Origin of the sequence: Ketobacter sp. GenoA1, assembly GCF_003671475.1 — a bacterium.
Taxonomy (GTDB): domain Bacteria; phylum Pseudomonadota; class Gammaproteobacteria; order Pseudomonadales; family Ketobacteraceae; genus Ketobacter.
Genome location: NZ_RCHM01000045.1, coordinates 330219 through 344147 on the forward strand (window position 1 = coordinate 330219; position 13929 = coordinate 344147).

At 55.5% G+C, this 13929-nt stretch carries 14 protein-coding genes; 9 read left to right on the plus strand and 5 right to left on the minus strand.

The genetic code is table 11. The features are described from left to right. The first annotated feature begins 162 nt into the window (after positions 1 to 162). The 3 genes from cysC to D9N13_RS21970 all read left to right on the plus strand — a co-directional run bounded on the left by cysC (position 163) and on the right by D9N13_RS21970 (position 3346). A complete protein-coding gene (gene cysC, locus D9N13_RS21960; protein WP_290594116.1) occupies positions 163 to 780 on the plus strand; it encodes an adenylyl-sulfate kinase in 618 nt (205 codons plus the stop codon). Between the two features lie 90 nt (positions 781 to 870). Further along, positions 871 to 1593, plus strand: a complete 723-nt coding sequence (locus D9N13_RS21965) for a YebC/PmpR family DNA-binding transcriptional regulator (RefSeq protein WP_290594117.1) — start codon at positions 871 to 873, stop codon at positions 1591 to 1593. A 16-nt stretch (positions 1594 to 1609) separates the two neighbouring features. Next, a complete protein-coding gene (locus D9N13_RS21970) occupies positions 1610 to 3346 on the plus strand; it encodes a mechanosensitive ion channel family protein (RefSeq protein WP_290594118.1) in 1737 nt (578 codons plus the stop codon). A gap of 23 nt (positions 3347 to 3369) precedes the next feature. On the opposite strand, the gene D9N13_RS21975 is transcribed toward D9N13_RS21970, so the two are convergent. Next, positions 3370 to 3723: a transcriptional regulator gene (locus D9N13_RS21975; protein ID WP_290594119.1), complete on the minus strand. Its 354-nt coding sequence runs from the start codon at positions 3721 to 3723 to the stop codon at positions 3370 to 3372. A 261-nt stretch (positions 3724 to 3984) separates the two neighbouring features. Here D9N13_RS21975 and D9N13_RS21980 point away from each other — a divergent pair, with 261 nt between their 5' ends. The 3 genes from D9N13_RS21980 to D9N13_RS21990 all read left to right on the plus strand — a co-directional run bounded on the left by D9N13_RS21980 (position 3985) and on the right by D9N13_RS21990 (position 7457). After that, positions 3985 to 4668, plus strand: coding sequence for a hypothetical protein (locus D9N13_RS21980; protein WP_290594120.1), 684 nt, complete (start codon positions 3985 to 3987; stop codon positions 4666 to 4668). 274 nt (positions 4669 to 4942) lie between these two features. Continuing rightward, a complete protein-coding gene (locus D9N13_RS21985) occupies positions 4943 to 6745 on the plus strand; it encodes an alpha/beta fold hydrolase (RefSeq protein ID WP_290594121.1) in 1803 nt (600 codons plus the stop codon). Between the two features lie 106 nt (positions 6746 to 6851). Then, the gene (locus D9N13_RS21990; RefSeq protein ID WP_290594122.1) at positions 6852 to 7457 is read left to right on the plus strand and encodes a hypothetical protein; all 606 of its coding nucleotides are present in this window, start codon (positions 6852 to 6854) and stop codon (positions 7455 to 7457) included. Here the strand turns inward: D9N13_RS21990 and D9N13_RS21995 are convergent. Beyond that, positions 7454 to 8416, minus strand: coding sequence for a GlxA family transcriptional regulator (locus tag D9N13_RS21995; protein ID WP_290594123.1), 963 nt, complete (start codon positions 8414 to 8416; stop codon positions 7454 to 7456). The two genes, D9N13_RS21990 and D9N13_RS21995, sit on opposite strands and share 4 nt — an antisense overlap. A 265-nt stretch (positions 8417 to 8681) precedes the next feature. Here D9N13_RS21995 and D9N13_RS22000 point away from each other — a divergent pair, with 265 nt between their 5' ends. Beyond that, the gene (locus D9N13_RS22000) at positions 8682 to 10565 is read left to right on the plus strand and encodes a PhoX family protein (protein ID WP_290594124.1); all 1884 of its coding nucleotides are present in this window, start codon (positions 8682 to 8684) and stop codon (positions 10563 to 10565) included. A gap of 65 nt (positions 10566 to 10630) precedes the next feature. Here D9N13_RS22000 and D9N13_RS22005 read toward each other — a convergent pair whose 3' ends face one another. From D9N13_RS22005 to D9N13_RS22015, 3 genes are all read right to left on the minus strand, one after another. Then, positions 10631 to 11176: a YbhB/YbcL family Raf kinase inhibitor-like protein gene (locus D9N13_RS22005; RefSeq protein ID WP_290594125.1), complete on the minus strand. Its 546-nt coding sequence runs from the start codon at positions 11174 to 11176 to the stop codon at positions 10631 to 10633. A gap of 62 nt (positions 11177 to 11238) precedes the next feature. After that, entirely contained in the window at positions 11239 to 12159 is a 921-nt protein-coding gene (locus D9N13_RS22010) for a helix-turn-helix transcriptional regulator (RefSeq protein WP_290594126.1), read from the minus strand. Between the two features lie 42 nt (positions 12160 to 12201). Continuing rightward, a complete protein-coding gene (locus D9N13_RS22015; RefSeq protein ID WP_290594127.1) occupies positions 12202 to 13068 on the minus strand; it encodes an MBL fold metallo-hydrolase in 867 nt (288 codons plus the stop codon). A gap of 86 nt (positions 13069 to 13154) precedes the next feature. On the opposite strand from D9N13_RS22015, the gene D9N13_RS22020 reads away from it, so the two are divergent. Together D9N13_RS22020 and D9N13_RS22025 are read left to right on the plus strand one after the other, a co-directional pair. Further along, the gene (locus D9N13_RS22020) at positions 13155 to 13463 is read left to right on the plus strand and encodes an ArsR/SmtB family transcription factor (protein ID WP_290594128.1); all 309 of its coding nucleotides are present in this window, start codon (positions 13155 to 13157) and stop codon (positions 13461 to 13463) included. Positions 13464 to 13472: 9 nt separating this feature from the next. Beyond that, complete coding sequence (locus D9N13_RS22025; protein WP_290594129.1) at positions 13473 to 13925, plus strand: protein tyrosine phosphatase family protein; 453 nt, start codon at positions 13473 to 13475, stop codon at positions 13923 to 13925. Positions 13926 to 13929: the final 4 nt, after the last annotated feature.

Here is a 13929-nt window from a genome sequence, read left to right on the forward strand (position 1 = left end):
TTGCTGTTCTCAGCAAACACTCAGTCGAGCCATACTCCAAACCATCACCATGACCGGCTGATGACAAACACCACCCTCAAACAACGTATTGTAATTGATCAGGTTATTTTCTATTCTTGATGCAATAATAAACCACGCTCATCGCACATTAAGGACAGCATTGTGACCGAACAGGTAGCCACCAATGTACATTGGCATCATGGGGAAATTACCCGTGAAGATCGAACCCGCCTCATCAAACAGAAAGGCGCCACGCTCTGGTTCACCGGCCTTTCAGGCAGTGGCAAAAGCACCGTTGCGGTGGCACTGGAGCAAAAACTTTATGAGTTAGGCCATCTCAGCTATCGCCTGGATGGTGACAACATACGCCTGGGCATCAATAAAAACCTTGGTTTCTCGGCTGAGGATCGCGCCGAGAATATTCGTCGCATCGGTGAGATTGCCAAATTATTTGCTGACACCGGGGTGATCACACTCTCCAGTTTTATCAGCCCCTACCGGGAAGACCGGAACCGCGTACGCGCCATTCATGATACGGCGGGGCTCACCTTTATCGAAGTCTTCGTCGACTGCCCCCTGGAGGAGGTGGAACGGCGGGATCCCAAGGGGCTCTACAAGAAAGCCCGAGCCGGTGAGATTAAAAATTTCACCGGCATCGATGATCCTTATGAAGCTCCGGAAGCACCTGAAATCCACCTCTCAACCGCTGCCATGACGGTGGAAGAGGAAGTGAATCTCATTGTCGACTACCTGAAAACCAACGGTTATCTCGGCCAATAGTCTGCCCCGGCCTGCCGGCATCGTCGCCATTTGGTGGACCTGGGGGTACAATTTCCAGCAATTTTCAATACAGAAGAAAGAAGCATTCCTATGGGTCGAGCATTTCAAAACCGCAAAGTCTCCATGGCCAAAACAGCCGCTGTCAAAACCAAGGTCTATTCCAAATACGGCCGTGAAATTTATGTCTGCGCCAAGAATGGCGGTACCGACCCCGGTGGTAATCTGGCCCTGCGCAGCCTGATTGACAGGGCCAAAAAAGATCAGGTGCCCGGCCATGTCATTGATAAGGCACTGGAGAAAGCATCCGGCGGCAGCGGCGAGGATTTCCAGGCAGCACTGTATGAGGGCATCGGGCCCGGTGGCTGCATGGTACTGATCAGCGCCCTCACGGATAACGGCAATCGCACCTTTGGTGAAATTCGGGGGGTGTTCTCCAAGTGTAAAGCCAAGTTGGGCAGCCAGGGCTCCGTGTCCCACATGTTCGATCACCGGGCCATGTTTGTGTTTCCCGGAGACGATGATGAAGCGATCCTGGAAGCCCTGCTCAATGCCGATGTGGACGTCAGCGACATTGAACAGGACGCTGGCATGATTACGGTACTGGTCCCCCCCACTGAGTTCTTCAAGGCCAAAACCACGCTCAGCGAAGTCATGCCCGAGGTGGAGTTCGAGATGGAAGAAATCACTTACCTGCCGCAAACCTCACACCCGCTATCCGGCGAAGATGCCGAACAGTTTGAGCGATTTGCCGGGCTGCTCAACGATCTGGATGACGTGCAGGAAATTTACCACAACGCTGAATTCTCGGATTAAGCCCAAGGGCATGCTATTGCGAATCGTCCTCCTGCTGATTTCCTGCTTGGTGACCCTTGGGGCCCACGGAGAAGACGCACCCACCGTACGGGAAGTGCTGGAGACGGATTCCAGATCGGAACAGGTTCTGGAACAGGCCAAAGCAGAAAACCTGGCCAGCCAGCCCGGGCGCACGCCGCTTTCCACCGCCCTGGCCCTGCGTGCCGCCGGTGACAGCCAAGACTGGGCCACAGCGGGCGCATTCATAGATACCCGTTATTTGCCTGAAGACATGGCAACCGCCGACGCAGAAGAGTTAATCCGCAAACTGGCGGTCATCTGGAGCCAGCACCGCATCATCGATTTCTCCAGCCTTAGTAATCAGCCCGAGGGTCATCTGGACGATGGCCTGCCCAGCTACCGCGACCTGCTGGGGACCATTCCTTTAAACCGGGATGAGTCCATTCCCATTTATCTGCAACGGGTGCCCGATGGTGAAGGCGGCCGGATCTGGAAAATCTCCAACGCCACTGCCCGCTACATTCCCGAGCTGTGGCAGGTTTACGGGTACAACCCGCTGATCATCCGGCTGGAAGACCACCTGCCCGACTTTAACTTTCTGTACTTACAGAACTGGCAGGTGGTGGGGCTGCTGTGCATTGTTCTGGCAGCGGCGCTGGTGGCCTACGGATTGCGCTGGCTACTGCTCATCGCCATCGAACGCTCAGAGCGCTACCGGGAGAGCATGCATCGCCTGGTGGCGGTGCCCATGCCCTGGTTCGTGTTCTTTAAATTACTCCAGCTTGGTGTGGCTGATTTGGGGCTGTCGATAAAAGCCCGCGTCTATCTCAACGAATCCGCGCTGGGCTATATCGCCACCACCTTTCTGGTGCTGGCTGCCATCGAGTTCCTCACGGCCCTGTTTCTTGGGCGCACGGCAAATCAGCAATACTGGTCCGGCATCATCAGACCCGTGCGCACCATCCTGAAAATTCTGGCCATCATCGTCATTTCAGTACTCTGGCTTACGGAAAGTGGCTATGACATCAATACCATTCTTGCCGGACTCGGCATCGGCTCTCTGGCGCTGGCACTGGCGGCACAAAAAACCCTGGAAAACATGATCGGGGCCATCACACTGTATATCGCCCAACCCATCAAACCGGGGGATTTCTGCAAAGTGGGAAACATCACAGGCATCATTGAGGAAATCGGGCTGCGCTCCACGCGCATTCGCCGCCTGGATCGAACCGTGGTGCACGTTCCCAATTCCTCCCTGGTTTCCATCAGTCTGGAGAACATCAGCGAAAACGATCGCCGCCGCTACAATCGAACGCTCTACCTGTCCCTCTCCTCTTCGGCAGATCAGGTACGCCTGCTGTTGCAACAATTACGGGCACTGCTCGTTGGCCATCCCCGCCTGCTGGACATTGCCACCAGGGCACGATTCGAAAACATTGAACGGGATGCCTACGTGATCAGCATCAACGCGTATGTTGATAGTGCCGATTACGACGTCTACCTTGCTGTGGCGGAAGATCTCAATCTGCGCATTCTCGGCATCCTGGAGGAATGTGATATTAAGCTCGCATTGCCTGAGCAACGCATCCTGCTGCAACAGGATGAAGCCCAACCGGCAGAAAAGAAAGCAGAAGCCAGCGCCCACATCGACCGGCTGGAGCAGGATAGCCGCCTTGCCTTTCCGGACTTCACCGAAGCGGAGAAAGCCAGCCTCAGGGGCCAACTGGACTACCCCGAGCGTGGGCATCGTTAATACCCTCACCCAGGCCCGCAGGCTCAGGTGGGCTCCATGCCGGCCAACGCACCGGCGCGAAACACCACAATATCAGGGACCAGGCGGTAACCCCGTTTCGGCACGGTTTTGATCACCTGCTGACGTGCCGCCGAGTCACCCAACGCCCGCCGGCACTGGGCCACCACTTGCGCCAGGGATTCATCGGACACCGGGCGCCCCCGCCACAACTCTTCAAACAACACTTCCCGCGCTACCACTGCATTCCCGGCGTTCAGCAGCAGGCAAAGAAAATGGAATGTTTTCGGCGCCAGGGGTATATCCCGTCCACTTCGGATCAGGCGCACCTGATCCGGCAGCAAGCGAAATTCCAAGAATTGATACTCGATACCTGACACGTTTCTGAATCCTTTCAGCACGATGTTCGAACCTCATGTTCTTTAGCCATAGTGTGCATGGGCTGGATTCAGTCTGCAGTTAATGATCTACGTATGCATTGTTAAAAAGTGACATTAGATCTGCGCACTAAATCGGAATTCAACAAATCATCAGGCTTTGGTCAGCTTTTTATCAAGCCGCCGGGACACAGCTTGGCTAGGGTAGTCAGCGAGCTCGGATCACCGGGCTCGCAAGGATCATTAATACCAAGGAGCAATATCATGAAAACTGTTTTCACAACCATGCTTTTCAGCGGCGCACTGATGGCCACAACCCTCCAAGCTGCCACCGTGGCGGAGATCCGGGAACTGAGCCCCCAACCCGGACTGCAATACAAGTATGTTATTGACGATCTGGTGGCCGTGCCGACAGCAGAGGAAGCGGATGCCATTCGTTTCACCTCCGGTGCCCACTACTACAAGCAGGCCATTACCAGCACCAAACCCAGAATCACCAGCACCGAAAAATTTGAAACAGTACCCGGGGCTCGCTCGCGCATTGTCGTACCGGCGGGAACGGATGTACTGGTTAATCTTGCCTTTACCGCAGAATCCCGCTGCAACGAACCCGGCAGTATGGCGCCGAACTGGTGTGAAGTTCAGATGTTGGTGGACGGTGTTGAAGCCTCGCCCCAGGCATCATCATTCCCACCGGACACCTATGCTTTTGACAGTACTGACAACGGGTCTGAAACCAATTCCTCATGGGAATCCCATGCCATGGACCGACACCGCTGCATTATCAACAGCAACAGCACCGTGGCCAAAGTGGTGCCGGTGGAGGTGCAGTGGAAAGTCACCAATTTTGACGGCGGCGCAGCCCCTGCGTTCTGGCTGGACGATTGGAGCTTCACCATTCAACTGGCAAAAGGTTGTCGTCAGGAACGGTTAAAAGTGCAGGAATAAGCCCAGCCTATTCCATTAATACGTGAAAATCTTCAGTACCGGGCGCACACCATTCCGGTTGCGCCCGGCCACCCTCTGGTGTCCCACGGCCACATCCTCAATCAATTCGCCCTTATGTCTTAAATGAAGCCCCTATTTGGCGGTTTCGTGCCTGCTCCCCAATGTTCAAGGGCGATATATTCGCAATTCTTAAGCAACCAATGCGTAACACAGAATGCGCGCACTTAAGATCCCACGTTACAACCAAAACAATAATCAAACGGAGTGAATCACAATGAAGAACACGTGGCTGATACAAGGACTCTGTGCAGCAGGGCTGACCTCACTGCTCACGCTGCCCCTTACGCCCCTTACTGCCGCCCCGGTACTGGGGCCCGAGGGCATGGATTTTTATTCGCCCCCCACCATCACTGCAGGCAACCATGGAGATTTGATTTGGTACCGGGAAGCGAATATCGATCTTGGTAAAGATGCACCGTTCACCCGTTCCTGGGACGTTGCCTATTGGTCGGTGGATTCCAATGGCCGACCCAACGTGGTAACGGGCAGTGTTATTTTACCCACCGCCCGATGGAGCGGTACCGGATCCCGGCCGGTATTGAGCTACGCTGTAGGCACCCATGGACTGGGTCAACGCTGCGCGCCCTCGTTGCAACTGGCCGCTGGAACCGATTATGAACAAGCCAACATTGCAGCGGCCATCAATCGCGGCTACGCCGTGCTGATTACTGACAACGCCGGCTACACCAACGGCGATACACCCACCTACCTGGCGGGGGAATCACAGGCCCACGCCGCAGTGGATATCGTCACTGCCGCCACACAGATTCCCGAAGCCGGTATCGTTGACGATCAGGTGGCCATCTGGGGTTACTCTCAAGGTGGCCAGACCGGTGCCTGGATTGCGGAAATTCAACAGGACTACGTTCCCGACATGAATATTGTCGGCATCGCGGCCGGCGGCACCCCTGCAGATGTGCCTTATACCAGTTTTAATCTGGATGGTGATGCCGGTTCGGCATTCCTGCTGGGGGCCATCATCGGCTATGAAGCGGAATACGGCAGTGCAATGCCGTTGTATGAGCTGGCGAATAATTATGGGTTACAGCAAATTGAAGTCGGTAAATCGCAGTGTGTTTTTGAATCGCTGTTCAAATTTATGGGAGATGAACTGGCGCAATACACCCTGGATAACCGCCCCCTTTCCGACTTGATCACCATTGCCTCGGTGAATGAGGTGCTGACGGATCAGAACTTGGGTAACGTCAAGCCGAGTGTACCGATGTACATGTACCATGGCCAGGCCGATGAGTTCATTCCACTGGATCAACACATAGACCTGAAAGACAAGTACTGCGCCATGGGCAGTAACATTCGATTCCAGGTGTTTCCCAGCGAACACATCGCCACACAGTTTCAGGCGGCGCCCTATGCACTGGACTGGATCGACGATCGCTTTGCAGGCAAGCCGGCATTCAGTGCCTGTTATACCGGGCAGCCGGAACCCGAGTCGACCGCCAATCCTTATGATGGCGCACTGATATTCACCCTGGACAACTGGAAACTGGATGCCGATATCCGGTTGGGTACGTTACGGCAGAATGTAATCCTGCCTGAGGAATCCACTTTCTACGCCGACTCGGACGTTACCAACAGGTCATTGATCGGTACCCTGAACGTGCCTCAGTTTTTCACCCGGCTCAACATCATCCTGCCACTGGACGTCAATCTGACCATTGACCCGACCCTGCCCACCAGCGGGTACGTTGAGCTGGATACCAGCGGCGACCTGCACATTGATGGCAACGCTTACACCACAGTGAAAGTGAATTCCGCCGGTGTTGGCTGGATTCAAATCCCCTTCGGTTGCCGTACCAAAGAACCGGCGGAATTCCCCATCACCTTTGACGGCCCCATATCCGATCTTGGCGGCGGCAACATCACCTTCAGCGGTACTACCACATTCTCGTCCATGACCGGATGCGGTTTGTTTAACGGCCTGTTCACTGTGCTCATGTCGGGCCCGGGACAGCAATACCGCTTCAACGTATCACCACCGGAGCCTTTCACCTACTAATACGGAACCAACCTGATTGCAGCATTCACAGGTTTCGCAGCGGATCTCTTTCTTGCAGTGAGTCCGCTGCTTTTTTACCCGACACGAATCAGGAATAATACGCACTATGAAAACAACCATCATCGCCGTTATTACCCTGGTGCTGGCCGTAGCAGCCTACTGGTTTGCCGCTGCACCTGAATCCGCACCACACCCTGTCGACCTTGAACAGGCGAGTCATTCAAGTTCCACACAGGAAAACGCGCCTGCTGTTCCCCCCGTTGCGGACTGGACCAGTGAGCTGGTCAACGAATTTCAGATACAGGCCATGGCCGCCGTAACCAATACCCTTGGCCAACCGGAATTTACCGACCGAATAGAAAAACGCCCTGACTTTGTTTCCCCCGCAGAGTGGCTGATTCTGAGCAGCATCGCTCAGCAACACGACAATCCGCACGCTGAACTCACGCGCATGATCAATTTTTTGCGTTTCAGCAAGCTCATGGAAATCTGGGAAAGCGGCGACGACATGGGCACTTTACAGCGGTCTGCGCTCGCCGAGCAGTTATTGCTGAACATACCCAATCGCGTCGAGAACGGTGATCTGGGGTTGAGTCAAGCCCAGCAACTGCAAGCAACGCTGATCAATGACCTGACCACGGATTCCGACTTGCGCCGTCAGCGTCTGTCTGAAGAAAACGCACGCATCGGCGTCACGTTCGAAATAAATTAGCCCCGGCCCGAGCGCGCCTGACCCGACATTTGACCCCGGTAGCGGGCCGGGGTCATCTTTACGTAGCGCTTGAAGAGTTGACGAAAATGGGATTCGGTCAGATAACCCACCCGATCGCAAATCGCTTCCACCGATAAATCCGACTGCTCCAGTAAGCGCTTGGCCTCTTCTATCCGCAAACGCTGCACATAACCCAGCGGCATTTCACCACATGCCTCTTTAAACCGGCGTACGAAATTGCGTTGACTCATGCTATTGCGCCGGGCCAAGGCCTCCAGATTGATTTTCTCGGCAAAATGTTTATCCAGCCACGACTGCACCGCATGAATTCGATTGTCCCGATGCAAGCGATACTCTAACAGGCCCGGATGCCGGTTCTGCCACAAACGTTCCGTATCCAGCATCAGCTCTGCGGCGCAGCGCTCTGCCGTGTCTTTGTCGAACATCTGCTCCACCATGTACAGCGAGAGAACATCACCCGCATAGCCACCGGCACAGGACACCAGTCCATCGCATTCGATCAAAGTGTGCCGGGGATCAAAATCCACATCCGGAAACGCCTCCCGTAAACGGGAAACCCCCTGCCAATCCGCCGTGGCGGTTCTGTTTTCCAACAATCCACTTAAAGCCATAAACACAATGCCGGTGCCCAGCGCACCAACCAATGTGCCCTGACGGTGTTGCTCACGCAGCCAGCACAGCGCCGCAGTTTGCTGCTCAGGGTCGCTTTGGTAATCCAGACAGGAGGTGATCATGATGGCATCGGCCGCCCCCACTTCCGCCAGTGGCTGATCGGCCGCAATTTCCAAACCGCTGCGGGAAACCACGGGGCCACCGCTCAAGGTTGCCACGGTGAGTTTGAGATCCTGACTTTCCGCCACCTGAGACAGTATTTCCAACGGCGTGATCAATGCCGATCCCGACTGGTTATTGAGTGCCAGTAACACTATGTGCTTCATGCACTGTCTCTCCCTGACCTAACACTAGATTGTAAATATCGGCTACCGATCAGCAAATTATCCCGTGGGACAAACTTGTAGACACTGACTCAAGCGCCTGCCATGTGGGGCGGCTGGGTCATTACCTCCTTTCTCTGCACGGATAACGTACAAATTATCTCCTCCCCCCCTCTTTGTGGGGGGAGGGAACACGTAACATATTTGCAGCATTTAGCTGTTAGCTTTCTCCGACATTGGTCAGCATACAACCAGTAGGAGAGAGATCATGACCGACGATCTGCAATACAACAACGACAATGACATCACCAACCACAGTGGTAACCGTCCCTTCGAGGAGGTGCTGCAATCCAGCCTGGGCCGACGCCAGGTACTGAAAGGGGGAATGGGACTGGCCGCAGCATCCTTTGTAGCCGCCCCCAGTCTGGCCAGTGCCGGACACAGACACTGGCCGGGGCAACGGCCTCTGATTGATTTCACACCGGTGGCTCTGGCGGACGGTAACGGGCCGATGCCCGCGATCTCTGCGGATTACCAATACGACGTTTTGATTCCCTGGGGCGAACCTCTGGAACCGGGCGGCCCGGCATTCAGCTGGCCACCCAACGCTGCCGATCAAGCCCGGCAAATCGGCATCGGCCATGACGGCATGGCCTTCTTTCCCATCGATCACAAAGAATGTGAAAGCTTCAACGACAAATTCAAGCGCCACCATCGTGGCCGCCGTGGCAATCAACACGGTATGCTGGCTATCAACCACGAATTCGGCGGCAACAGCCATGTACTGGGCAAGTCATCCCCGGAAAGCCTGGAGGATGTGCGCGTCTCCCAACATGCCCACGGTGTTTCCATCGTTGAAATCATGAATAAGCGTGGCCGGTGGCAGCAGGTGAAAAGTAAAAACGCCCGTCGCATTCACGTTAACACCCCCGTGACGTTCAGCGGCCCGGTTGCCGGGCATCCGTTACTGCAAACACCCGCCGGCAACATTCCCCTGGGCACCGTCAACAACTGCTCATCCGGGCCAACCCCCTGGGGCACCTATTTGACCTGTGAAGAAAACTTCAACGGTTACTTCGGTGCCACCAATCGCGAACAAACCTGGGCGCCCACCGAGTCACATCAACGCTATGGGTTTTCAGCAGGCGGATTCGGTTATGGCTGGGAGCAGTTTGATGCCCGCTTTGACCTCTCCAATCCGGATTATCAGAATGAGGAAAACCGCTTTGGCTGGGTAGTGGAAATCGATCCTTTTGACGCCACTCAAACCCCGGTGAAGCGCACTGCCCTGGGGCGGGTAAAACACGAAGGCGCCACCACAGTGATCGGTCAGGACGGCCGCGCCGTGGTCTACATGGGAGACGACCAGCGCTTCGACTACATCTACAAGTTTGTGTCGGCCGGGCACTACGAAACCATTCTGGCGGCCGGTAAAAGCCCACTGGATGAAGGCACGTTGTACGTGGCCCGCTTTAACGATGATGGCAGCGGTGACTGGCTACCACTGACTCTGGACAACCCGGACCTGGCGGCCCGCTTCGCCGACCTGGGCGAGCTGCTGGTGAACACCCGTATTGCCGCGGACATTGCCGGCGCCACCCCGATGGATCGGCCGGAGTGGACCACCGTGGCACCCAATGGCGATGTGTACTGCACCCTGACCAACAACAGCCGACGTACCGAAGCCAACGCCGCCAACCCACTGGCACCCAATCCCGATGGCCATATCATCCGCTGGCATGATACTGAAGATCATACCGGCACCCGCTTCAGCTGGGATATTTTCCTGATCGCGGAAACCACACACGGTACCGATGAAAGCTTCGCCTCACCGGACGGAATCTGGGCTGATCCGGATGGCCGCCTGTTCATCGAAACCGATGGTGGCCAGAAAGACGGCCTCAACAACCAGCTTCTGGTAGCGGACACAGAAACCGGCAAACTGAGTCGCCTGCTGACTGGAGTGACGGGTGATGAAATCACGGGCATCACGGTGACACCCGATCGCCGTACCCTGTTCGTCAACACCCAGCATCCGGGTAACGGCGATCCAACGCAGTCAAACTTTCCCGCCCCCTACGATGGCATCACCATCCCCCGTGATTGCACAATTGTGATCACCAAGAAAGACGGCGGTATTATCGGTTCTTGATCCGACCCAGCGTCCATGACCAGGTGCAAGCGGACTGCATAGCCGTTTGCACCTTTTTTGTCGTGTTAACGTTCGTAGCTGGCTTCGATCTCCACACTGCCCAGGGCATTCTGGCGTACCATGAATCCCACCATGGCTGCGCTGGCACTGGCATCCAAGGGCAGTGATTCCACCCCCAGAGCGAACAATGTAAACTGATATCGGTGCGGCCCATGGCCGATGGGCGGGCAGGGGCCTCCGTATCCTGCGGTGCCGAAATCCGTGCGGCCTTGCACGGCGCCGTCCACCATCAGCGGGGAGCCATCGGTGCCGGCACCACGGGGGAGTGCACGCACATCGGCCGGTATATTGAATACAACCCAATGCCACCAGCCACTGCCGGTGGGTGCATCCGGATCATGCACCATCAACGCAAAGCTCTTGGTGCCTTCGGGCACGTCACGCCAGGTAAGCTCCGGTGACAGGTTTTCACCACTGCAACCGAAACCATCAAACACCTGTTTTTGCTGCATGGGCTCACCCTGCCGAATATCCGGGCTGGTCATCTCCAATGCCAGCGCAGAGCCCGTGCTAAAACAGGCAGCCATTAACACTGCGGTAATATTTTTCATGGCGTATCCTTTTTTCATCAACCTTTGTTCAGCAAAACTCTAACTTGTTCAGGGCAGCACAACTAGCCTGATTCAGTCAGAGTTTCGCCTGATTCAGCCAATGTTGTTACCGGTTCAGGTACCTGGCTGGGCACCGACTGACGGCTCTGCTTCAGTTGACGGGGCGTCAGACCAAAGCGCTGTTTGAAGCGCTCAGTGAAACGGGATTGGGATTGATAGCCCACCGCTGCCGCCACCTGCGAAACGGGCTGAGCAGTTTCCTGCAGCAACGCAAGCCCCGCCACCAATCTGGCCTGCTCCAGTAAATCACTGAAGCTGGTACCTTCCCCATGCAAGTTACGGCGCAAGGCGGACTCGCTCACGGTTAAGGCCCTGCACACATCGGCTATTTTCCACTTACGACCCAGATCAAGCGCAATGACAGCGGACACCCGTTGCCCCCAACTGGATTGTTTCGACTGCAGCAACAGCCCCAACAGCCGGTGATGACCACACACCGAAAGCAGCTCCTGCTGCTGCAGATCATTCAGAATGTGGTTCTCGGTATCACCCTGCATACACCATGCAACCCGCTGCTGCATGATTTGAATAAAACTCTGTGGTGCCGCGGCTTTCAGAAGTTCCTGTTGTTCATTCCAGTTCAGTTGCGCGCCGTAGCTAGCCAGAAAGCGCTCAACGGTGGGCGGGGCAAACCCCAAACACAAGGCCAGATATTCCTGTTGTCTGCAACAGGGTATATTTTCCATCAGCAGTTCGCTGCCGGCAGGCAGTAATGCCAGATCGCCCGCCTTGAAGACTTCACACCGGCTGGAAAAAGTAATGCGCTTGGTGCCTTTCAGCACCAACACAATACTGGGCTGATGAATGGGAACGGCGTGCAGTTGCTGCGGTTGCCGACAATGAAATACACCGATTTGCCTGAGCGGATTAATCACCGGCGATGATAAATGGCCATCCAGCAATTCGATCAGCTCATGGATCATCACTCACCCCTTATGACATGAAGGGGGCGATCATACCACGGCCTATCCCAACTGATTCAAGGGCAGTTTCAGGTATTGAACTCCATTGGATTCCGCCGCCGGTAATTGCCCGGCCCGAATATTTACCTGCAGCGACGGCAGAATCAGCACCGGTGCCGCAAGTGTGGCATCCTTTTCCTGCCTGGCGGTGACGAACTCCGCTTCACTGATGCCTTCCCGTATCATCACGTTATCGGCGCGCTGCTGGGCCACGGTGGTTTCCCACTGCGCTGCCCGGCCCCCAGGTTGATAGTCATGGCACATGAACAGCCGGGTCGGCCCGGGCAAAGCCAAAATACGCTGAATCGAGTGGTAAAGGGCACGGGCATCACCACCGGGAAAATCAGCACGGGCAGTGCCGTAATCCGGCATGAATAAGGTATCACCGACAAAAACACAGTCTTCGATGTGGTAACTGATACAGGCCGGCGTATGCCCGGGCGTGGACAAAACGCTGGCCTGTAGTGTTCCGATGCTGAAACGCTCACCGGCCTGAAACAAATGATCAAACTGGGAACCATCGGCAACAAACTCAGCCCCCAGGTTAAACAGGCGGGCAAAATGCGATTGCACTCCAGTGATCCCCTCACCGATGGCGATTTTCCCTCCCACTTTTTGCTGCAACCAGAATGCCGCCGACAGATGATCTGCATGGGCATGGGTTTCCAGAATCCATTCCACCGCCAGCCCCGATGCCGACACATAATCCACAATCGACTGCGCCTGGTGGGTGGTAATGCGGGCGGCCTTGGGGTCGAAATCCAGCACCGGATCAATAATGGCACAGGGGCCACCCTGTCCGTCGTGGACCACATAACTGATGGTGGAGGTACCTGAATCAAAAAATGCTTTAATTACCGGGTCTGTCATGATGTTACCTGCGTCAATTCCTGCCAGAATTGCGTTAAGTAGAGAAAACCATTATATTAGAATAATCTAAATTAGAATTCATCAACATGCAAGCAACCGATCTAGAAGAACTCCGAATCCATGCCCAGGATGCAGCGGAACTGATGCAGGCTCTGTCCAATCCTAACCGCCTGATGATCATGTGCACCCTCTCCCAGAGAGAATGCTGTGTGCGGGAACTGAATGAGCAGCTGGATCTGTCTCAATCCGCCCTGTCCCAGCATCTGGCGGTACTGCGCAATCAGGGGCTGGTGAAAACCCGGCGTCAGGCACAAACCATTTTCTATTCAGTGGCCGAGGGCCCCGCCATGGATATTGTTACCCTGCTGCATCAACACTTTTGCGGAAACCAGTAAGGAGCCATCATGCTGAATGACCACCCCATAAACGTACCCAACCTATGTACTCCCCAAGCGGACGTTCTGGCCTGTGGCATGCCCACAGAGCAGGACCTGCAGGATGCCGCCAAGAAGGGTGTCAAAACCATTATCAATCTGTGCCCACTGGAAGAGACGCCCCCCAACGAGGCATCCTCGGTGCAAGCCCTGGGTATGGCGTACGTCAACATACCCATTCGCAGTGCACAGGATCTCACCATTGAGGCCGCCAGGCAGCTGGCGGAGGTGATGGACAATTGCGACCGGCACCCGGTTCTGGTGCACTGTCGCAGCGCCAATCGGGTGGGTGCCTTGATGGCCTTGAAAGAATACTGGTTCGGAGGCAAAAGTGCCGCCGAGGCGATGGCCACCGGGCGCAATGCCGGCCTGACCAAGCTGGAAGCCGGCGTAATGGACATCATGCGCCGGCAACCGGCCTGATGCG